This window comes from Nocardiopsis synnemataformans (genome assembly GCF_965343085.1).
GTDB classification, from domain to species: Bacteria; Actinomycetota; Actinomycetes; order Streptosporangiales; family Streptosporangiaceae; genus Nocardiopsis; species Nocardiopsis alborubida.
Genome location: NZ_CBDRFA010000048.1, coordinates 42,783 through 62,130, shown reverse-complemented (window position 1 = coordinate 62,130; position 19,348 = coordinate 42,783). Strand labels below are relative to the sequence as shown.

Annotated in this window: 15 protein-coding genes; 8 read left to right on the top strand and 7 right to left on the bottom strand. The window is 69.1% G+C overall.

Going from position 1 to position 19,348, the window contains the following annotated elements:
* On the top strand, window positions 1–1,083 hold a 1,083-nt coding region (locus ACSIH6_RS25075; protein ID WP_435110764.1), incomplete at its 5' end, for an NsdA family TPR-like regulatory protein.
* Here the strand turns inward: ACSIH6_RS25075 and ACSIH6_RS25070 are convergent.
* Window positions 1,060–1,605: an NUDIX hydrolase gene (locus ACSIH6_RS25070; RefSeq protein ID WP_435110763.1), complete on the bottom strand. Its 546-nt coding sequence runs from the start codon at window positions 1,603–1,605 to the stop codon at window positions 1,060–1,062. The genes ACSIH6_RS25075 and ACSIH6_RS25070 overlap by 24 nt on opposite strands.
* Window positions 1,606–2,581: 976 nt before the next feature.
* Between ACSIH6_RS25070 and ACSIH6_RS25065 the strand changes: the two genes are divergently transcribed.
* On the top strand, window positions 2,582–5,809 hold the full coding sequence (locus ACSIH6_RS25065) for an RHS repeat-associated core domain-containing protein (protein WP_435110762.1): 3,228 nt from the start codon (window positions 2,582–2,584) through the stop codon (window positions 5,807–5,809).
* 1,052 nt (window positions 5,810–6,861) lie between these two features.
* Entirely contained in the window at window positions 6,862–8,250 is a 1,389-nt protein-coding gene (locus ACSIH6_RS25060) for an FG-GAP repeat domain-containing protein (protein WP_435110761.1), read from the top strand.
* 102 nt (window positions 8,251–8,352) lie between these two features.
* On the opposite strand, the gene ACSIH6_RS25055 is transcribed toward ACSIH6_RS25060, so the two are convergent.
* Together ACSIH6_RS25055 and ACSIH6_RS25050 are read right to left on the bottom strand one after the other, a co-directional pair.
* Window positions 8,353–9,738, bottom strand: a complete 1,386-nt coding sequence (locus ACSIH6_RS25055; RefSeq protein WP_435110760.1) for an LCP family protein — start codon at window positions 9,736–9,738, stop codon at window positions 8,353–8,355.
* A gap of 168 nt (window positions 9,739–9,906) precedes the next feature.
* Complete coding sequence (locus ACSIH6_RS25050; protein WP_435110759.1) at window positions 9,907–10,806, bottom strand: helix-turn-helix domain-containing GNAT family N-acetyltransferase; 900 nt, start codon at window positions 10,804–10,806, stop codon at window positions 9,907–9,909.
* Window positions 10,807–10,901: 95 nt separating this feature from the next.
* On the opposite strand from ACSIH6_RS25050, the gene ACSIH6_RS25045 reads away from it, so the two are divergent.
* Genes ACSIH6_RS25045 through ACSIH6_RS25035 form a run of 3 tightly spaced genes read left to right on the top strand, consistent with a single transcriptional unit; the run spans window position 10,902 to window position 13,914 of the window.
* Window positions 10,902–12,386, top strand: coding sequence for an FAD-dependent oxidoreductase (locus tag ACSIH6_RS25045; RefSeq protein ID WP_435110758.1), 1,485 nt, complete (start codon window positions 10,902–10,904; stop codon window positions 12,384–12,386).
* A 44-nt stretch (window positions 12,387–12,430) separates the two neighbouring features.
* Window positions 12,431–13,615 (top strand): MFS transporter, encoded by a 1,185-nt coding sequence (locus ACSIH6_RS25040; protein WP_435110757.1) that lies wholly within the window; start codon window positions 12,431–12,433, stop codon window positions 13,613–13,615.
* Between the two features lie 50 nt (window positions 13,616–13,665).
* Window positions 13,666–13,914 (top strand): NAD(P)-binding protein, encoded by a 249-nt coding sequence (locus ACSIH6_RS25035; protein WP_435110756.1) that lies wholly within the window; start codon window positions 13,666–13,668, stop codon window positions 13,912–13,914.
* A gap of 100 nt (window positions 13,915–14,014) precedes the next feature.
* Here ACSIH6_RS25035 and arsB read toward each other — a convergent pair whose 3' ends face one another.
* A complete protein-coding gene (gene arsB / locus ACSIH6_RS25030; RefSeq protein ID WP_435110755.1) occupies window positions 14,015–15,097 on the bottom strand; it encodes an ACR3 family arsenite efflux transporter in 1,083 nt (360 codons plus the stop codon).
* On the bottom strand, window positions 15,097–15,381 hold the full coding sequence (locus ACSIH6_RS25025; protein ID WP_435110754.1) for an ArsR/SmtB family transcription factor: 285 nt from the start codon (window positions 15,379–15,381) through the stop codon (window positions 15,097–15,099). Before ACSIH6_RS25025 ends, arsB begins: the two co-directional genes overlap by 1 nt.
* A gap of 258 nt (window positions 15,382–15,639) precedes the next feature.
* Between ACSIH6_RS25025 and ACSIH6_RS25020 the strand changes: the two genes are divergently transcribed.
* Window positions 15,640–16,059 (top strand): arsenate reductase ArsC, encoded by a 420-nt coding sequence (locus tag ACSIH6_RS25020; RefSeq protein ID WP_435110766.1) that lies wholly within the window; start codon window positions 15,640–15,642, stop codon window positions 16,057–16,059.
* A gap of 36 nt (window positions 16,060–16,095) precedes the next feature.
* Here the strand turns inward: ACSIH6_RS25020 and ACSIH6_RS25015 are convergent, their stop codons facing one another.
* Window positions 16,096–17,529, bottom strand: coding sequence for a glycosyltransferase (locus ACSIH6_RS25015; protein ID WP_435110753.1), 1,434 nt, complete (start codon window positions 17,527–17,529; stop codon window positions 16,096–16,098).
* Window positions 17,526–17,687, bottom strand: a complete 162-nt coding sequence (locus tag ACSIH6_RS25010) for an LPXTG cell wall anchor domain-containing protein (protein ID WP_150256259.1) — start codon at window positions 17,685–17,687, stop codon at window positions 17,526–17,528. Before ACSIH6_RS25010 ends, ACSIH6_RS25015 begins: the two co-directional genes overlap by 4 nt.
* 493 nt (window positions 17,688–18,180) lie before the next feature.
* Here ACSIH6_RS25010 and ACSIH6_RS25005 point away from each other — a divergent pair, with 493 nt between their 5' ends.
* Window positions 18,181–19,341, top strand: coding sequence for an undecaprenyl-diphosphate phosphatase (locus ACSIH6_RS25005; protein WP_435110752.1), 1,161 nt, complete (start codon window positions 18,181–18,183; stop codon window positions 19,339–19,341).
* The last annotated feature ends 7 nt before the right edge of the window (window positions 19,342–19,348 follow it).

Below are 19,348 nucleotides of genomic sequence, written 5' to 3'. Positions count from 1 at the left end.
GGTGAGATCCTGAGCGGCAGGCGCACGGTCAGTTCACTGCGGTTGATCGAGCGGATAGCCGACGGGCTCGACATGCCCGGCCCCTCACGAGTCCTCCTCGGGCTGGCACCCCGACAACCGCTCGCGAACACGGAGAAGTCCGTTACCGGCGATGCCACCGTCCTTTCGGACGCACTGAGTTCATCACTTCTCGATGACCAGGTGCAGGAGCGCTTGGAGGTCGCCTCCATCGACCAAGCCCTCATCCGCTTGTTCGAGGAGCAGACGCAGAACCTGCGCCTGATCGACCGCAAACTGGGCGCTCACTACCTCCTGGCGCAGAGCCAGGCCCATGTCCAGCAGATGGACGAGCTCTTACACCACTCGATCCCGGGAACCATGCGGCGCGGCCTGGCCAGGGTCTTGGCCGAGGCAGCGTCCCTGACCGGATGGCAGGCCCTCGACGCGGGACAGGTTGCCACCTCTTGGCGTTACTACGAGATCGCCAAGGCAGCGGCTCGCGAGAGCGCAGACCTAGTCGTCCTGGCCCACGTGAGTGCCGAACAGATCTACGTGCTCCTGGACAGCGGCCGGGGACAGGAAGCACTCACCGTACTCAGAGCCGTACACACCAACGGACACGGTTCCCTGCCCGCGCTGCTGCGCTCGTGGCTGTGGGCCGCCGAAGGAGAAGTGCATGCCTCCCTGGGGCAGGGAGTGGAGACCCAGAGGGCCTTGGAACGGGCCTTCGCTCTGCTTCCCCCACACCCGGACGACCCCGCGCTGCCGTTCCTCATGCTGGACCAGACCCACCTGCTGCGCTGGCGGGGCCACTGCCTGGCGCGTCTGGGGGAGCCCGAGGCGATCGAGGACCTCACCCGGGCGTTGGAAGATATCGCGTCCCTGGGACTGGGACGCGCTGAGGCGGGCCTGCGCACCGACCTGGCCATGGCCTACGCCGCCCACGGCGACCTGACTCAGGCCCGCAGCCAGGCACGGTGCGCCGCCGAGTTGTCCAAGCGTTCCGGTTCAATCCGCCAACGTGTTCGGCTGGCCCGGCTACTGGAACCCGGGGCGCTGTCAGGAGGCGAGCAGGTGGAGTAGGGCGATGAGAGTGCCCGAACTCTGCACCCGCCCCTCCGCGATCAGGCCGCGGACCTTGGTCAGGGGCACCCACTCATAAACGCCCTCGTCGAACTCGGTCGGGTCCGCGACCAGTTCGGCGTCACGTCCGACAAAGACGTGATGGGGGCTGCGGACCGTGCCGATCATCGGCTCGAACGTGGCCACATGCTCCACCGAACCCACCCGGTGCCCGGTCTCCTCCAACGCCTCCCGGACAGCGGTCCGCTCCGGCGTCTCGTCGGGGTCCAGGAGTCCCCCGGGCAGCTCCCACCCCCACACGTCGGGCACGAACCGGTGCCGGTAGCTCATCAGAACGTGTTCCTCGGCCTGGTCCAGGATCGCGATCACCGCCGCCGAGGGCAGGGTTACGGTGTGGTGCTCGAACCTGGTGCCTGAGGGTGTGGTGATGTCGGCCTTGCCCAGCTTCACCCACGGGTTGTCGTACAGGGTGCGCTCACCGTGCACCACCCAGCGGCCACGGTCGTCCTCGGTCCCGTCCATGCCCTGAAGCTACCGCGACGGAATACCAGCGCTCACGGTCGGGCCCGCGTTGGCCGTGGTGGTGTCCTGTGCCGATTCATACGGTCTACACGTGCGTGTGCTCCTCGTCCGTCTGAGCCGACCGTTCTCCTTCACCAGGGTTCGCACGCGTCACCTCCATGCACCGACACGGCAGATCGTGCCGAAGTACGTGGTCAGCAAGTCGTGCCCCACGGCTGTCCCGCCGTCCGACCACACCGGCAATCGGGGTTGGACCGAGCTTGGTCCAGGTACTCGCTCGACCTCTTCGAGTCGCCAACGGACTTGATCCGTGCCTCGCTGTTCGTAGGAAATGCTCGGGGATTGCTCGGCTGTTCCGGGACAGGGTGACACGGGGCGGGATCCGGTGGCACGCACCGGGACACCGTTGCCCGGACGGGTCGGAACGAAACCCCGCATACCTGGGCGTAACGCCCGCACGCACGCGGACTTTTAATCCGTGGGTTCAGGGTTCGAGCCCCTGGGGGCCTACTCTGCCAGTTATTTTCTTAACCTTTCATCGACAATTATAGCGGGGCCGATTCAGCGTCGATGCCCTAAGGCCACCCCGAAGGCGCAACCATTCTCAGAATGCTTCAGCTAGAGCACGAGAAGTAGAGCGTCTTGTTGCCTTGAGACAACTGTTGTCGTCGAGGCCGGTTCCGGCCACTGGGTACCGCAGGGCACAGATCCAACATCTGACGTATGAAACGTGGTCTTCCCTCGGATGCTCCCGTTCACCTGCATCAACGCAGGCAGTCTCCATTTCTCCCGCCATCAAACTTTCCGAAGGTCCCTCTCACCCAGGGTCACACTCTTCACGCTGGGCTCATGGCGCTCTTGGTGTCGCTGAACGTAACGTCACCGTGCCTGAGCCACCCGGAAACGGATCCTCAGACCAGGGCCGTCTGTCCGGGTGTTCCCCGTGCACATCCCTACCCTGGGAGCGATCCCCCTCGTGAGAAGGCACATCCCCTGGCCCCTGGCAGCCGCGACGGCCGCCTCCACCCTCCTTCTGGGGCTGCTGTCCGCACCCCCGGCCCTGGCCGACACCGACCCCCACTCCCCCGCCGACCGCACCGTCCCCGTTCCTGACATCTGGGAACCCGGCGAGGCCACCACCGAGGTGGTGGGACAGGAGCCACCCGAGGAGCCCTGGACCCCGCCCGGAACCGAGGACGGCGGAGCCGAGAACCAGCGCAGCCCGGACTGGTCCTGCTCCTCGGGCGAGGAGAACCTGGGCCTGGCCTCGTGGTATCCGATGGAGCGCCACCAGATCAGCGACCGGTTGGACGTGGACATCAACCTGGACAGCGGCAACGCCGTCATCCGCCACCGCGACATGACCATCCGCGGCACCGGTGTGCACATGGGTCTCAACAGCGTCTACAACTCCCGCGACCTCAACACCCAGTGGAAGCTCTCCTACGGGCGCGACATCGGGTTGAAGTTCGAGTCCGACCGGGTGGCCTTCCACGGCCCTACCGGATCGTGCGATGAGTTCATGGAGAACGAGGACGGTGAGTTCGACTCCCCAGCCGGGCTGAACGCCACCTTGACCGAGTTGTCCAATGGCCACTACGCACTGACCTACACCCGCGGTGAATTCGCCGACGAGGTCTGGCACTTCGACGCCAACGGGTGGGCCATCACCCACGCCGACCGCAACGGCAACACCAACGACTTCCGCTACACCACCAATGGTGACCTGGCCGCCGTGAACGACTCCCAGGGCCGCACCACCTCCCTGTCCTGGGACGAGCACCGGCCCACCCAGATCACCGACCCCACCGGTGAAACCGCGGTGGCCTACACCTACGCCAACGACTCCACCCGACATCCCAGCAGCCTGACCGACCGGGCCGGCAACGAGATCGCCTTCGGCTACACCGGCGGCTACCTCACCTCCATCACCGACGCCGAGGGTGCCACCTGGGAGCTGTCCTACGACGCCCAGGGACGGGTCACCTCCTTCACCGAACCCACCGAGGAAGACGGCGCAACCTGGTCCTACGACCACGAAGAGGGCCAGACCACCGTCACCGACCCGGGTGGTGGCGAGTCCACCCTGGAGTTCGACGACCAGGGCCGCCAGACCTCGGCGACTGACCAGGTCGACAACACCCGCTCCCAGGAATGGACGGCCAACTCCGACATCGCCACCACCACCGACGCCCTCCAGGCCTCGGTCACCTACGACTACGACGACGCCAACAACCTCATCGGCACCGAACTGCCCACCGGCGCCCAGACCTCGGTCGGCTACGGCGACGCCGTCAACCCGGCCAAACCCACCTCCTTCACCGGCCCGGACGGCAACGAGCTCTCCTTCACCTACGACGAGGCCGGGAACATGGTGCGGGCCCGCTCCGAGGCCGAGGACATCACGGTCGCCGCGATGAACTACCACCACAACGGCACCGTCTCCTCGGCCACCGACGCGCGCGGCAACCGCACCACCTACTCCTATGACGACGTCGGCAACATGACCGGCATGTCCGAGCCGGGCCCCATGGGCCAGACGTCCTACACCTACGACGCGCTGTCGCGGACCACCTCGGTCACCGACGGCAACGGGGTGAGGCTGACCTACGGCTACGACCGCCTGGACCGGGTCGTGTCCGTCTCCCATGACGGGCAGGTGTTGCAGGCCCTCGAATACGACGGCAACGGCCGCCAAACGGCGACCCACACCGACCAGGCCAGCGTGGAGTTCACCTACAACGACCGCGGCGACCTGCTCGAAAGCGTGCGCACCGACTCAGGCGGAAGCGAGACCACCACCTACGCCTACGACACGGTCGGCAACCTGACCGCGTTCACCGAACACGACAAGACCACCACCTACGAATACGACGCCGCGTTCCGGCTGACCTCACTGACCGACCACACCGGCGCCGAGACCACCTTCAACCACGACGAGAACAACCAGCGCACCAACATCACCCACCCCGACAGGGCCAGCGAGGACCGCACCTACGACGACTCCGGGCGCCTGACGTCCATCACCACCACCGGCGCGGCCGAGCAGACGTTGCTGGAGGCCTCCTACTCCTGGACCACCAGCGAGGGCGAGGACAGCGACCAGTTGCAGTCCCGCACCATCGACGGCGACACCGAGACCTTCACCTACGACGGGCTGGACCGCCTGACCAGCAACGGCGAGATCGACTACACCTACGACGACGCCGGGAACCTCACCAGCGCCGATGGGGAGGAGTTGGCCTACAACGACGCCGACCAGGTCACCGATGCCCGCGGTGTGGACGTGGGCCATGACGAGGCCGGGAACATGACCTCCCGGGGCGGCCGGGTGCTGGAGTACAGCCTCACCAACCAGTTCCTGACCGCGGACGAGGACGCGGACCTGGCCACCAGCATCAGCTACGACACCACCAACCAGACCCAGATGCGCGGGATCACCGACGTGCACGGGGGCGAGCGGATCGACCGTCAGCTGTCCAACACCGCCCTGGGTGTCACCAACGTCGCCGCTGAGGGCGAGCGCACCAGTTTCGTGCGCGACGCCAACGGCGAGCTGATCTCCATGGTGGCCTGGGACGGCAACGAGCGGTTCCACTTCACCACCGACCACCAGAACACGGTGCTCGCGATCACCGCCGAAGGATCCGAAGCCGAGAGCCCGGACGTGGTCTATGACTACACGCCCTTCGGTGAGCGGTCCGTGGACGCCTCCGACCAGAGCCGGGCGGCGTCGCTGAACCCCTTCGGGTTCACCGGCGCGTACCAGTTCCAGGACGGCACGGTGCATCTGGGATACCGGTTCTATGACACGAACACGCTCAACTTCACCCAGCCGGATCCGTCCCGGCAGGAGATGAACAACTACGCCTACGGCATGGGCGACCCGATCAACAACACCGACCCTCTCGGACTGATGTCGGCCTCCGAGGCGGGCAACCTTGGCGCGGCGCTTGCCGGGCTCGGCTTCGCCGCCGTCGCGGTCTCCTGTGGCATAACCATCGCGTGCGCCGGAGCGATGATGGCAGCCGGTGCTGTTGTTGGCGCCGCAGGAGGAGCCGCAGGTGCTGGTCTAGCAGGAGGGTCAGGCAGCCAAGTCGCGCAGTCCGCTGCCTGGGGAGCCGCAGGTGGCGCCCTTACCGGGCCGCTCCCGCCTGGTCCTGGTATGTGGGGCGGGCTGGCTTTCAACCTTCTTACGGCATAGGTGCCTCTGGAGCGGGGAGGCTGGTAGAAGACTCACTCGAAAACCAGCCTCCCCGCTACGGACATGAAATGGATGCGTACATGCAACAAGAGCGATCAAGGTTCGGTCGTATGATGACGGCGCTCGCTACCAGCCCGTTTCTCACACCGAAAGCTACTGGCGAGCGCCTGACCGAGAACTCCTCCATCAAAGACGTGCGAACCATGGCTGTCATCCCCTTGATGGCTGTACCCCCGCTCGCGGCGCTTGGGCTGATGTCTGTCTACTGGAGAGACAGCATCGCAGGCGGAGTTCTGAGTGTCGTCCTTATTGCATTCTGTGTTCTCTTGATGTCTGCCCCAAAATGGTATCTACTTTTCAAAATGAAAAGAAGGCGGAGATGATAGCTGGGACTTGGAGGGCTTCTGCTTTCAGGATCGGCAAGGCGAATTCTGGGCGGACGCGCAAGGGGTCGCATGCCTCGTATTCGTGAGAAAGTCCAGATGATGGGCACTGGCTAAGCCAGAGGCGCGAACGGAGGGACGCGTGTTCCATCGGTCATCACCTGATTTCATCGAACGATTGGCCAGGGCCAGGTTTCTCCTTCCAATGGGGTACAAGGAGTTTCCGGGAAATCCCACCAGTCACGACTAGCGAACTCTCATCATCGGTCTGATCTTGGTTCCGTTGATGATGCTTGCGGTGGCTGTGTGGACTGGGCTGTCCGGCCAGGAGAACCCGGCGATCGGGTTCACCGTAATGGCTGCCGTCTTCTCTGTTATTTGGATACTTCCAAAAGTCATTCTCTGGGCGCGTGTGCGCAACCGTGGCCAAGGAAACGAAGTGCCAAGTAGATAAAAAATCTTGCCTCCACTCTGGCGCAAACCTGGATATATCTTTGGAGGCGCCAGGGGAAGTGATTGTGCGATTTTGGCGTCATTTGGTTTTCTCTGTCTTTCTGGTGGGCATTGAATTAACCTCCATGGTCGGGCAATGGCTTTGGAATGTGATCTAATTTTTAGCGTATTGGGATTGTCCGTATCCGAGTTCTCGTGTCTGCATTAAGGAATACAATGAGGAAAGTTCTTCCTTCTGCTGCTGCGGCCTCCACCGTGGCCGCTTGTACCGCACTGGTCCTCCCCCTGGCCGTCAGCGTCGCGCATGCCGGAACCGCTCTTCCCAACGATGTGGACGGGGACGGTTACGCGGACCTGCTCGTCGGCGCTCCCGAAGGAGTGGGCGGCAACGGTGTACGTGGCGGCTACGTCGCGGTGGTTCCCGGCGGGTCGGGCGGTGTGGACACCGGCGCGGGCTCGCGGGTCGACCAGGACTCGGACGGAGTTCCCGGCTCACCGGAGACAGGCGACCGGTTCGGCGAGGTGCTGCGCTCGGCCGACGTGGACGGCGACGGCTACGCCGACCTGATCGTCGCCGCCCCGGACGAGGACGTCGAGGAACACACCGACGCCGGTCTGGTCCAGATCGTCTTCGGCTCCACTAACGGGGTATCCGAGACCGCGATCGGTCTGCACTCGCCCCGCCAGGAGCGGGGTGACACCGGCTTCGGCCATGCCCTGGCGGTCGGTGACCTCGACGGCGACGGCTACGTCGACGTGGCCATCAGCGCCCAGGACCACGTCGTGGTCCTGTCGGGCCGCGCCGACCTGAGCGAGGCCGATGACCCCTCGGTAAGCGCGTTCTTGGCCACCCCCAGCCCCGGGGACACCGTCCAAGCGGTGGAGACCGCTGACATTGACGGCGACGGCCACCTGGACCTGGTGGTCTCCAGCTCCCGCCAGGGCGAGGACGAAGCGGGAGATGTGTCGGTGTTCTCCGGTTCGGCCGACGGCCTGACCCCCCGACCGCTCAACGAGCCCCTCACCCTGGACGATTCCACCGCAGTGATCGCAGCCGGAGACGTCAACGCGGACGGCTACGCCGACGTGGTAGCTGCACCCGGCAACGGTCATACCACCCGGATCCTGGCGGGCTCGGCTGAAGGCCTGGCCACGCAGGGCACCGAACTGGACGAAGAGCTGGGCTCTGACGCGGTCGCTGTGGGCGACATCGACAACGACGGCTACGCCGACATCGTGCTGGGAGACACCACCGTGCAGGCCTCCGGCGGCGGGGCTGACGCGGGCGGGGTGGACGTGCTCTACGGCGGCCCGAACTGGCTGGACGGGCGCGAGCAGTCCCTCACCCAGGACTCCCCGGACGTGGCGGGGGTGTCCGAGGCCGGGGATGAGATGGGTGCGGAGGTGACGTTGATCGACGTGAACGGTGACGGGTACCGGGACCTGGTGGCCGGAGTGCCGGGGGAGAACACCGGCAACGGTGCCATCACCCTGCTCTACGCCACCGCCGACGGCCTCACCGGACAGGGCTCGCTGACCTTCGGCGGCGCCACACTGGGGTTGGACGGGACCGGCGCCGAGTTCGGGCGGGGGCTGTCTCAGTAGACCTCTGTTTGCTGGAGCAAAGTGAGTTGTGGCTCCTTGCCCCGAGTCGCTGCCAGAGCTTTTGCCGACGAGGAGCACCTCACCCGACGGTGAGAGCACCCCTCAGCACACGGCTCCGTCCTCGGCCGCGGACGCGGTGTCCAGTCCGGCCAGCGCTCCCGCGTCCCCGTCCTCACCGGAGTGGGAACCGGAACCGGAGTCGGCGAACCCGTCCCAGTCCTGCGGCACCATCACCAGCTCCAGTTCCCCACCGAGGCCAGCGGCCTCCTCCAGCCGGGCATTGGCGAGTACCGAGGCCAACTCCTCGGCATGCGCCCGCTGGTCGGGGCCGTGGTAGACCGTGGTGACGGCGGGAACGCCCTCGGCGGGGTCGCCGACGCCGGTGACGTCGAATCCGCGTTCTCCGAGGAGCGACCCGACCTGGCCCGCCAGACCGGTCACGCCCGTGCCGTTGACCACCCGCACGGACACGTCCGCGGGCTCCACGGCGGGCTCCTCCGGGTCGGCGGGCCTGTCCTCCTCCGCGGGCTCCTCTGCGCCGTCGTCGCCCTCCTCCCCGGGCAGCACCTCACCGGCGGCCACCGCGGCGAAGAGCTCACCGGCTTGGGGTTCCTCGGGTTCCACCTTGTACTCGTGGGTCAGGGAGTTCACGACCGGCACCATGACCATGGTGACCCGGCTCAGGTCGACCTCGCGCATGGCGATGGCCAGCTCCGCCATCTTGTCCACCGTGAACCCGTCGTCGGTCACCATGCTGTCGGTGACCGAGCCCAGGAAGTCGTAGAGGGTGGTGGGGCTGGACAGGGTCTCACCACTGGTGACCTCGCGCAGGATGGCGCCGATCAACCGCTGCTGGCTCTGGATGCGCCCCATGTCGTCCTTGAACTCGGTGCTGTCGCGGGAGCGGGCCAGTCCGAGCGCCTCCCGGCCGCCGAGGGTCTGCACTCCCGCGTCCAGTTCCAGGTGGGCCTTGGGGTCGTCGATCGGCTCGGGAATGCACAGTTCGACGCCGCCGAGGGTGTCCACGATGGTCTCGAACCCGGCGAAGTCCACCATCACCATGTGGTCCAGGCGGATGTCCGTGGTCTTCTCCACGGTGTTGCCCAGACAGTCCAGACCGCCGTAGGACGCGGCGTGGTTGAGCTGCTGCGGACCGCCGGGCCATCCGGAGGACCCGTCCACCGGCTCACACGGGGGGATGTCCACGATCAGGTCACGCGGCAGGTTGACCATGGTCACGGCACCCCTGTCCACGTTGACGTTGACGACGACCAGGACGTCGGGACGTCTGCCCTGGGACTCGTTGTCCCCGCCGAGCAACAGGATGTTGTGGACCCCCTCCACCTGGTCGGGGCGCTCACCCCAGGCGTCGGTGTCGACCTGCTCGGTCTCGATGCCCAGGGCGTCGCGGTAGCCCGCGTAGGCGGTGAGGCTGCTCGCGATGAGCAGACCGGTCGCTCCGCACGCCGCCCACTGGCCGAGGGACATTCCGCTGTTCCCGAACCAGGCCGGAAAAGCTTTTCTGGAAACCACGAGCAACCCGGTATTCGTTGTGGACGAGGGCGAGTCCGACCAGCGGGGTGGGGTGCGCTGCCGGGGCCAGGCGGGCGAGCAGGTCGGGCTCCGCATGCCGCGGTCGGCGTCCGGGCCCCGGGGTCAGGCGGGTGAGCAGCCCGAACCGTCGGCGCAGGGGACCTCGCCGGGCTCGACGCCCTCCTCGGGACGCCGCCGCTCCAGCAGAACGGTGTCGCGCCAGACCCCGTGGTGGCGGGCGACGCGCTCGCGCACGCCCACGGTGCGGTAGCCCGCCTGGTGGTGCAGGGCCAGGCTGGCGCGGTTCTCGGGGAAGATCGAGGTCTGCAGGGTCCACAGTCCGGCAGTGTCGGCCTCGGTGACCTGCCGGTACAGCAGCGCCTTTCCCACGCCCCGGCCGCGCGCGCCCTCGGCGACGTAGACCGAGGTCTCGGCCACCCCGGCATAGACCTCGCGGACGGAGACGGGTGAGGCGGCGGCCCAGCCCACCACGGCCCCGTCGAGTTCGGCGACCCAACGGTGCCCCGAGACCCACTTGTTCTCCAGGTCCTCGACGGCGGGCGCCTCGGTCTCGAAGGTGGCGTGGCCGGTGGCGATGCCCTGGGCGTAGATGCGGTGCACCTCGGGCAGGTCGGCATCGGTCATGGCGCGGGTGGTGACGTCGGCGGGCAGGTCGGTGGGGCAGCACGGCCGCGCGTTGAGCATCCCCATGACGGCGTCGGCGGCGTGCGGCAGGCCCGTGCAGCAGGCCGGGTTGACCGCCACCCGGGTGGAGGTGCCCACCTTGGTGAGGGTCACGAACCCGACGTCGGCGAGCTTGCGCAGGTGGTGGGAGACCGTGGGCTGGCGGACCTCCACCATCTCGGCGAGCTGTCCCACGCTGACCGAGCCGGGGGTGGTGGCGATGGCGTGCAGGAGCTGGACGCGCATGGGTTCGGCCAGGCAGGCGAACCAGGCGGCGTAGGTCTCGGCGTCGGACTGGGGCAGTGCGGGTGCGGTGTGCTCGGGCTGCGTCACGGTCATGCCTCACATTATCGACCATCATCTATGGTTGCGTCCATCGGTGGGTATCGATAGAGTCCCGTTCCATAGACACCAGTCGATGAAAGAGGTGTGTCATGGGCGATGAGCGTCCCGTCGTGGTGATCGGAGCCGGACCCGCAGGACTGGCGGCAGCCGCGGAGCTGGTCGCACGCGACCTTCCGGTCCTGGTCCTGGAGAAGGGGGACTCCGCCGGGGCGGCGGTGGCTGAGTGGGGGCACGTGCGCCTGTTCTCGATGTGGCGCGACCTGGTCGCCCCGGCGGCGGAGAGGCTGCTCACCACCACCGGCTGGCAGCGCCCGGACGACGCGGGCTACCCGACCGGCCGCGAGTGGGCCGAGGCCTACCTCGCTCCCCTGGCCGAGGCCCTGGGAGAGCGGGTCCGCTTCGGCGCCGAGGTGACCGGCGTGAGCCGCCTGGGCCGGGACCGGGTCGTGGACACCGACCGCGAGAAGCAGCCCTTCACCGTGCGCCTGCGCACCGACCGGGGCGAGGAGCGGGTCCTGGCCCGCGCGGTCGTGGACGCCTCGGGCACCTGGGCCTCACCCAACCCGATGGGCGGCGACGGCCTGCCCGCGCTGGGCGAAACCGCCGCGGCCGCACACCTGACCCACCGTGTCCCCGACCTGGCCGACCCCGTCGTCCGCGCGCGCCACGCGGGCCGCACCACGGCCGTGGTCGGGCGCGGGCACTCGGCGCTGACCGCCCTGGCCGACCTGGCCGCGCTGGCCGGGGAACACCCGGGAACGAAGGCGGTGTGGGTACTGCGCCGCGAGGAGATCGGTGACGCCTTCGGCGGCGGCGCGGCCGACCAGCTGGCCGCACGCGGCGCCCTGGGACAGCGGGCGCGGGCGGCGGTCGAGGCCGGGCACGTCGAGGTGGTCACCGGATTCCGTACCGCCGAGGTCCGCACGGAGCGGGACGGGCGTCTCGTGCTGGTCGACGAGGACGGCCGGGCGCTGGAGCCCGTGGACGAGGTGGTCGCCCTCACCGGGTTCCGCCCCGACCTGTCCTTCCTGTCCGAGGTCCGTCTCGGCCTGGACCCCGCCCTCCAGGCGCCGGTGGAACTCGCCCCGCTCATTGACCCCAACCAGCACTCCTGCGGCACCGTCTACCCCCACGGCGCCGCCGAGCTCTCCCACCCGGAGGAGGGGTTCTTCCTGGCCGGGATGAAGTCCTACGGGCGCGCCCCGACCTTCCTGGCCCTGACCGGCTACGAGCAGGTGCGCAGCATCGCCGCACACCTGGCCGGGGACCACGAGAGCGCGGCACGGGTGGAGCTGGTCCTGCCCGAGACGGGGGTGTGTAGCGGCGGAGGCCTGTCCGAGGCGCCGGACGCGGCGGCCGGGAGCGGCGGTTGTGGACCCGTACCCGAGACCGCGCAGGAGCCCGCGAAGCAGGAGGGCGGCTGCTGTGGTGACCTGGCGGTCTCCTCGGCTCCCCTGCTCTCCCTCGAGCGGCAGGCGCCCTGCGCTGAGGAACCCGCCCAGGTGGATGGTGGTTGCCGCGGAGGGGCCAGCGCCCAGGAGGCCGAGCTGACCGCTTCGGCCCGGCAGCAGTGACGTCATCGACCGATCGTGTCCTCAGCGGTGCCCCGGCCGCGCAAGTGGCCGGGGCTCGCCGGGGCCTGGTGGCCCTGTGCGTCACCGTCACCACCAGCTACGGGGTGCTGTTCTACGCCTTCCCCGTCCTGGCTCCGTCCATCACCGCCGACACCGGATGGTCCCTGACCACGGTGACCGCGCTGTTCTCCGCCTCTCAGGTCATCGCGGGACTGGTGGGTATCCCGGCGGGGCGCTGGCTCCAGGCCCGGGGCCCGCGCCCGGCGATGACGGCGGCGGCCCTGCTCGCGGCTCCCGCCGTGGCCGCCATCGCCCTGGCCCCGAACCCGTGGATCTTCGCCGCCGGCTGGCTGGTGGCCGGAGCCGCGATGGCCGGACTGTTCTACCCTCCGGCCTTCGCCGCCCTGACGCACTGGTTCACCGAGGGCCGGGTGCGCGCCCTGACCGCGTTGACCCTGGCCGCCGGGCTGGCCAGCACCGTCTTCGCTCCCCTGACCGCGTTCCTGGAAGGAGCCTGGGGGTGGCGTGGTGCCTACCTGGTGCTCGCGGCCGTGCTCCTGGTCGTGGTGGTGCCCCTGCACGCCTTCGCCCTGCCACGAGGCTGGAGCTCAGGAGGTGTCGGACACCGGGGCGACCGGGGGCAGAGCGCGCGTGCCGTCGTGCGCGGTCGGGCGTTCTGGGCTTTGACGACGGCTCTGGCCCTGGGGTCCTTCACCGTCTACGCGGTCGTGGTCAACATCGTTCCCCTGCTGGAGGAACAGGGCTTCGGCACGACGGAAGCGGCCTGGGCGCTGGGTGTGGGCGGTGTGGGACAGGTGCTCGGCCGCCTGGTCTACGCGCCCCTGGAACGGTGGGCCGGCCCGGTGGCGCGCGCCGTGGCCGTGCTGGGTGCCTGCGCGGTGACCACCCTTCTCCTGGCACTGGCACCGGGACCCTTGGGGCTGGTCCTGGCCATCGCGGTGCTGGCGGGTATGGCACGCGGCATCCTCACCCTCCTCCAGGCCACCGCGGTGTCCGATAGGTGGGGAACGGAGCACTACGCCGCCCTCAACGGCCTCATGCACACCCCGCTCATGCTGGCCATCGCGGTCGCGCCCTGGGCGGGCGCCGCCCTGGCCGGTCCACTGGGCGGCTATCCGGCGGCGTTCGCGGCGCTGGGAGCCCTGGCGGCACTCGGCGCGCTGACCGCCCTGGCCACCCGCGCCGAGCGGGTTCCCACCCCTTCCTGAACCTCCCCCTGTGATGGGTGCGTCCTCACACGAACCAGGGAACCCTCGTCATGGAAGACGTTCCCCTCGCCGTCATCGGCACCGACCAGGCGGGCCTGGCCACCGCCTGGGCCGCCAACCGGCGCGGTCTGCGCCCCCTCGCCTTGGAGGCGGCCGACCGGCCGGGTGGCTCGTGGCCGCACTACTACGACAGCCTGCCCCTGTACCCACCCCCGCTTCTCCTCGGCCGCCCTGCGCGGAGTCGGCCGGGACGGGACGCCCGTCACGTCGTGCGGCGGTTGCTCGGCCGGTCGCGGTGACCGGCCCCGGGTCCGTCCCCGACCGGACGGATCCGGGGCCGGAGCGCCGGAGTCCGTGCGGGTCCGCGGTCAGGGGCGGGCCCGCGCGCTCCGGCGACCCCTACCGCCGCGCCGGCGCGAACCGCCTGCGCCAGGCCAAGGACACGTACACCAGCCCCACCAGCACCGGCACCTCGATCAGCGGACCCACCACCCCGGCCAGGGCCTGGCCCGAGGCCACCCCGAACGTGGCGATGGCCACCGCGATGGCCAGTTCGAAGTTGTTGCCCGCCGCCGTGAAGGCCAGCGTGGTGGTGCGGCCGTAGTCCATCCCGATCGCCTTGCCGAAGGCGAAGGTGCCGAACCACATGATGACGAAGTAGGCCAGCAGCGGCACCGCGATGCGCACCACGTCCAGCGGCTGGCTGGTGATCCGGTCCCCCTGGAGGGCGAAGAGCAGCACGATGGTGAACAGCAGGCCGTAGAGCGCCCACGGGCCGATCCGGGGCAGGAAGTTCGACTCGTAGCGCTCGCGGCCCATCCGCCGCTCGCCGATCCGGCGGGTGAGGAACCCCGCCGCCAGCGGGACGCCGAGGAAGATCACCACGTTGAGCGCGATGAGCCAGGGGGAGGCGTCCAGTCCACCGGTGTCCAGACCCAGCCACCCGGGCAGCAGGTCCAGGTAGAACCAGCCCAGCAGGCCGAAGACCAGCACCTGGAAGACCGAGTTCAGCGCGACCAGCACGGCGGCGGCCTCGCGGTCGCCGCAGGCCAGGTCGTTCCAGATGATGACCATCGCGATGCAGCGCGCCAGGCCGACGATGATCAGGCCGGTGCGGTACTCGGGCAGGTCGGCCAGGAAGATCCAGGCCAGCGCGAACATCACCGCGGGGCCGACGACCCAGTTCACCACGACCGAGGAGACCAGCAGCCGGGTGTCGCGGGTGACGGTGTCCAGGCGGTCGTAGCGGACCTTGGCCAGCACCGGGTACATCATGACCAGCAGGCCGAGCGCGATGGGCAGGGAGATCCCGCCGACCTCCATGGCGGCCAGGAAGGCGTCCAGTCCGGGGACCAGGCGCCCCAGGCCCAGGCCCACGGCCATGGCGAGCAGGATCCACACCGCGAGGAACCGGTCGAGTGTGGACAGCCGACCCGCGACCGGGGGGTCGGTGGTTCCGGCGGCCCTGTCGGCGGCGGACATCAGCAGGGCCTCCTGTTCGCGGCGGCACCGCTGGAGCGGGCGGTGGCGGCGAGCCCGGCCAGGGTCTCGGAGAGGTCCTCGATCCGGTCCGGGCACAGCCGGTAGTAGGTGAACCGGCCGCAGGGCTCGGTCTCCACCACCCCCGCCTCGCGCAGGATCCGCAGGTGGTTGGACAGGTTGGTCTGGCGCGCCCCGGTCTCCTCGACCAGGTGCGTCGTACACAGGGTCTCCTGGGCGAGCAGGGTCACGATCCGCAGCCGGAGCGGGTCTCCCAGAGCCCTCATGAGGTCAGTATCGACTGATATCAGCATCCACTGATAGTATCCCATCAGTTGTTGCTGATAAGTCGTCGGCCTCCCTCCCCCTCCCGGGGAATCGGTTGACATCCGGGCCCGACGCCTTTTCCTTCCCCGCACGCACACGCGACCGCGGCGGGCCGCCCGGGCGGCCCCGAGGGAATTCGGGTCCTCTCCTCCGGCCGCGCGGGATCCGGTTCCCGGCGGCGCACGTCCACCACCGAGAAGAAGCAGAGGCGAATGACCATGTCCAGTCCCGCCAAGCCGTCCGTCCTGTTCGTGTGCGTCCACAACGCGGGCCGCTCCCAGATGGCCGCCGCCTGGCTGTCCCACCTGGCCGGGGACCGCGTGGAGGTCCGCTCCGCCGGGTCCGCGCCCGCCAACGCGCTCAACCCCGCCGTGATCGAGGCCATGGCCGAGGTCGGCGTCGACATCACCGGCCAACAGCCCAAGATCCTCACCGTCGAGGCCGTCGAGGCCTCCGACGTGTGCGTGACCATGGGCTGCGGCGACACCTGCCCCATCTTCCCCGGCAAGCGCTACCTCGACTGGACCCTGCCCGACCCCGCCGGACAGGGCGTGGCTGCCGTCCGCCCCATCCGCGACGAGATCAGGGAGCGCGTCGAGGAACTGATCGGGGAACTCTCCCCTGGCGCACGGCCGTAGACGTGTCCGGCGGACCCGCGCCCCGCGGGCCCGCTCTCACGCCGGGCGGCCTCGGAGGGCCACCTCGACGCCCTCCCTGGTCCCCCAGCGGGCGATCCTGCGGCACGTCAGCATCGCGTAGAGGTACAGGGGCCGCAGGACGACCAGGCGCCACAGCGCGGCCAGCGGCGAGAGCAGGTACAGCAGGAGCAGGTAGCCCCCGGACTCATCGCTCCTGCGGACGGTGAACAGCCGCAGGGCCATGATGTAGTTGATCGCCAGGCCGATCTGGAACGCGGCGGCGGCGATGGTCCCCCACTGCTGGCGCAGGCCGTCGTCCAGCAGGATGAGCAGCGGGAGCGCGTAGGACAGGACCAGGTGGAGGTACTCGGTCACCGTCCCCCAGAACACCACGCCGCCCACCGGCATGTACCGCAGCCACCACAGGTGGCGCACCGTCGTCCCTCGCATCCAGCGCAGCTGCTGGCCGAAGTAGTGGCGCAGCCGCTCCGGGACGAGGGTGAAGACGATCGCGGACGGCTGGTGCACCGTGTCGCCCCGGAGCAGCGCGTAGAACGTGAGCATGGAGTCGTCGTTCATCTGCATGGGACGGCCCCAGAAGTGCTCGTTCTCGTACGCCCCCGCGCACGCGCGGACCGTCTCGGCCCGGTAGAAGGCCAGCGTGCCGGAGTTGATCGTCACCCGGCGCAGGACCGACTGGGCGCTGCGCAGGCCGCGGGTGAACGGCAGGTAGAGCACGCACGTGAGCCTGGTGAGCAGGCCCGCCGTCCTGTTGAGCACCAGGACGTGACCCGCCACCGACTGCACCTCCGGCCGGGCGAAGGGCGCCAGCCCCTCCCGCACGGCGCGGCGGTCGAGCACCGAGTCGCTGTCGAGGGTGACGAAGACGTCCGCGTCGTCCTCGGCCAAGACGTGCATCTGGGCGAACCGCTTGCCGCGGTTCTCGGTGCGGTCCCAGGTGGCCTCGACCCCCAGTTCGGCCGCCCGGGCGAGGAACCAGTCGCGGATCCCGTCGTAGTCCACGGGCCGCCCGGTGGACTCGTCCACGGACCCGTCGTCGACGACCCGCACGCGGTCCACCCGGCGGCTCTGCGCGAGGACCGAGCGCAGGCACGAGCGCAGGATCAGCGGGTCCTCGTTGTAGACGGGGATCTGGACGGTGACGGTCAGCGCGTCCAGCGCCTCGTGCTCCTCGGGCGTGGCCCGGATCGGCCGCTCCAGCCAGGCCAGGGGCGCCCACCACAGGAGCAGGAACGAGGCGAGCCACACCACGGCCAGGCTCGCCTCGGAGCCCCCGGCCACGCCGACCACGTGGAGCAGCCCCCAGACGGCGAACCCGCAGAGCGCGATCATGCCCAGGAACGCCGTCACGCCGGGTCTGGCGCACCTCGCGGTGGGCAGTGGTGGATCGTCCCGCGAGCCCTCGGCCCACGGGTCCCGGTCGTTTCCGGTGGCGAGGGCAGGACTCATCGCTCCAGCGGCCCCCGGTCCCGGCGGAAGGAAACACGGACGAGCAGCGCTCCGGCGACCACCAGGAGGAACCCGGCGACGACCAGCCAGAGGTAACCGGTGGCGAGCCCGGTCACGGCGAGCGTCCCGCCGGAACTGGCGGCGTATCCGTAGGGCATTGCCTTTTCCTTACGGTCGTGTGAGGTGACGACACATGTCTCCCACGTATCGGCCCAGGATCCAAAAGGCAATCGGCCCCGAAGGGCAAAGACTTGACCATGTTCCCCGGCCGCGCCCGAAGAACTCGTCATGTCCGCCACCCGTGATTTCTCACGACGAAGGCGCGTTTACCGGATTGTTCCCCCAGCCCGGCGGCGGACCGGAGAACTCCGTGCGCGATTCCCTTTCCGGTGTGTCCGGAGGCCGTCGACCGGTACGGTCCGCGCCCCCGCCCGTGTGCGCGCGCCCGTCCGGCCACGGAGGCGGGGCGGCGGCGTCCTTCGTCCCACGGCGATGCCACGCCGACCCGGAGTACTCAGTAAGCTTCCTGGACCACCCCCTTTTTTTCCCGAGCGCGCCCCCTTTTCCCCGAGCGCGCCCCCGCCGTGCCCTGTCCACCGTCGCCGCGTCCCGCCGAGGGAGGCGACCGAAGCAGCTGGAGCAGACTCTGCCGTGTCCCTCTTCGAAGCAGTCATCCTTGGCCTCGTCCAGGGACTGACCGAGTTCCTCCCGATCTCCTCCAGCGGACACCTGCGCGTGGTGTCGGCTCTCTTCGGGTGGCCCGACCCCGGCGCCGCCTTCACGGCCGTCAGCCAGATCGGCACCGAGCTGGCCGTGGTGATCTACTTCCGCCAGCGGATCTGGGCGATCCTGTCCACGTGGACCAGGTCGCTGGTCAACCGCGAACTGCGCAGCGACATCAACGCGCGCATGGGCTGGTACGTCATCCTGGGCTCCATCCCCATCGTGGTCCTGGGTCTGCTCCTGGAGGAGCAGATCGACAGCGTCTTCCGCGACCTGCGTCTGATCGCGCTGAACCTCATCATCTTCGGCGTGATCCTCGGCATCGTGGACAGGTACTCGCGCAAGCACCGCGCCCTGGAGGACCTCAACATCTCCCGCGGCATGACCTTCGGGCTGTTCCAGGCGCTCGCCCTCGTCCCGGGCGTCTCCCGGTCGGGCGGCACCGTCACCGGCGGCATGCTGCTCGGCTTCAAACGCGCGGACGCGGCCGAGTACGCCTTCCTGCTGGCGCTGCCCGCCGTCTTCGGCTCGGGCCTGTACAAGCTCACCGACATCGGTGAGAACGAGTACGCCGGGTGGGGCGCCACCATCGTGGGCACGCTCATCGCGGGTGTCGTCGGTTTCGTGGTGATCGCCTGGCTGATGCGCTTCATCTCCACGCACAGCTTCATGCCGTTCGTCTACTACCGCGTCGGCCTGGGCATCCTCGTCCTGGCCCTGGTGAGCTGGGGCGCGCTCGACCCGCAGGGCGGCGCGGACGCGCAGCCCGCCGAGAGCGAGATCGTCAGCGAGCAGGAGACGCCGGGGGAGGAGCCCGAGCCAGTGACCGACACCGAGGCCGGCACCGAGACCGACCCCTCCTCCGAGACGGCCGCGGAGCCGTCCGGAGCGCCCTCCGAGGAGCCCGTCCCGACCGTCGACCCGGTCACCGGCTGGGAGATCGACCCCGAGGTGGGGCTGCCGCGCAACCCCGAGACCGGGCTCTACCACGACTCGGACCTGGGCATGGACGTGGACTACGACCCGGTCACCGGCCTGGCCACCAACCCGGTGACCGGTGAGACCTACGACCCCAAGGCGGCCGGTTAGGGGGCTC

Bases quoted from the DNA above. Each gene is read 5' to 3' on its own strand.
- ACSIH6_RS25070 (WP_435110763.1), bottom strand. From the start codon at position 1,605: ATGGACGGGACCGAGGACGACCGTGGCCGCTGGGTGGTGCACGGTGAG.
- ACSIH6_RS25060 (WP_435110761.1), top strand. From the start codon at position 6,862: ATGAGGAAAGTTCTTCCTTCTGCTGCTGCGGCCTCCACCGTGGCCGCT.
- ACSIH6_RS25055 (WP_435110760.1), bottom strand. From the start codon at position 9,738: ATGTCCCTCGGCCAGTGGGCGGCGTGCGGAGCGACCGGTCTGCTCATC.
- ACSIH6_RS25050 (WP_435110759.1), bottom strand. From the start codon at position 10,806: ATGACCGTGACGCAGCCCGAGCACACCGCACCCGCACTGCCCCAGTCC.
- ACSIH6_RS25045 (WP_435110758.1), top strand. From the start codon at position 10,902: ATGGGCGATGAGCGTCCCGTCGTGGTGATCGGAGCCGGACCCGCAGGA.
- ACSIH6_RS25035 (WP_435110756.1), top strand. From the start codon at position 13,666: ATGGAAGACGTTCCCCTCGCCGTCATCGGCACCGACCAGGCGGGCCTG.
- arsB (WP_435110755.1), bottom strand. From the start codon at position 15,097: ATGTCCGCCGCCGACAGGGCCGCCGGAACCACCGACCCCCCGGTCGCG.
- ACSIH6_RS25025 (WP_435110754.1), bottom strand. From the start codon at position 15,381: ATGAGGGCTCTGGGAGACCCGCTCCGGCTGCGGATCGTGACCCTGCTC.
- ACSIH6_RS25020 (WP_435110766.1), top strand. From the start codon at position 15,640: ATGTCCAGTCCCGCCAAGCCGTCCGTCCTGTTCGTGTGCGTCCACAAC.
- ACSIH6_RS25015 (WP_435110753.1), bottom strand. From the start codon at position 17,529: ATGAGTCCTGCCCTCGCCACCGGAAACGACCGGGACCCGTGGGCCGAG.
- ACSIH6_RS25010 (WP_150256259.1), bottom strand. From the start codon at position 17,687: ATGCCCTACGGATACGCCGCCAGTTCCGGCGGGACGCTCGCCGTGACC.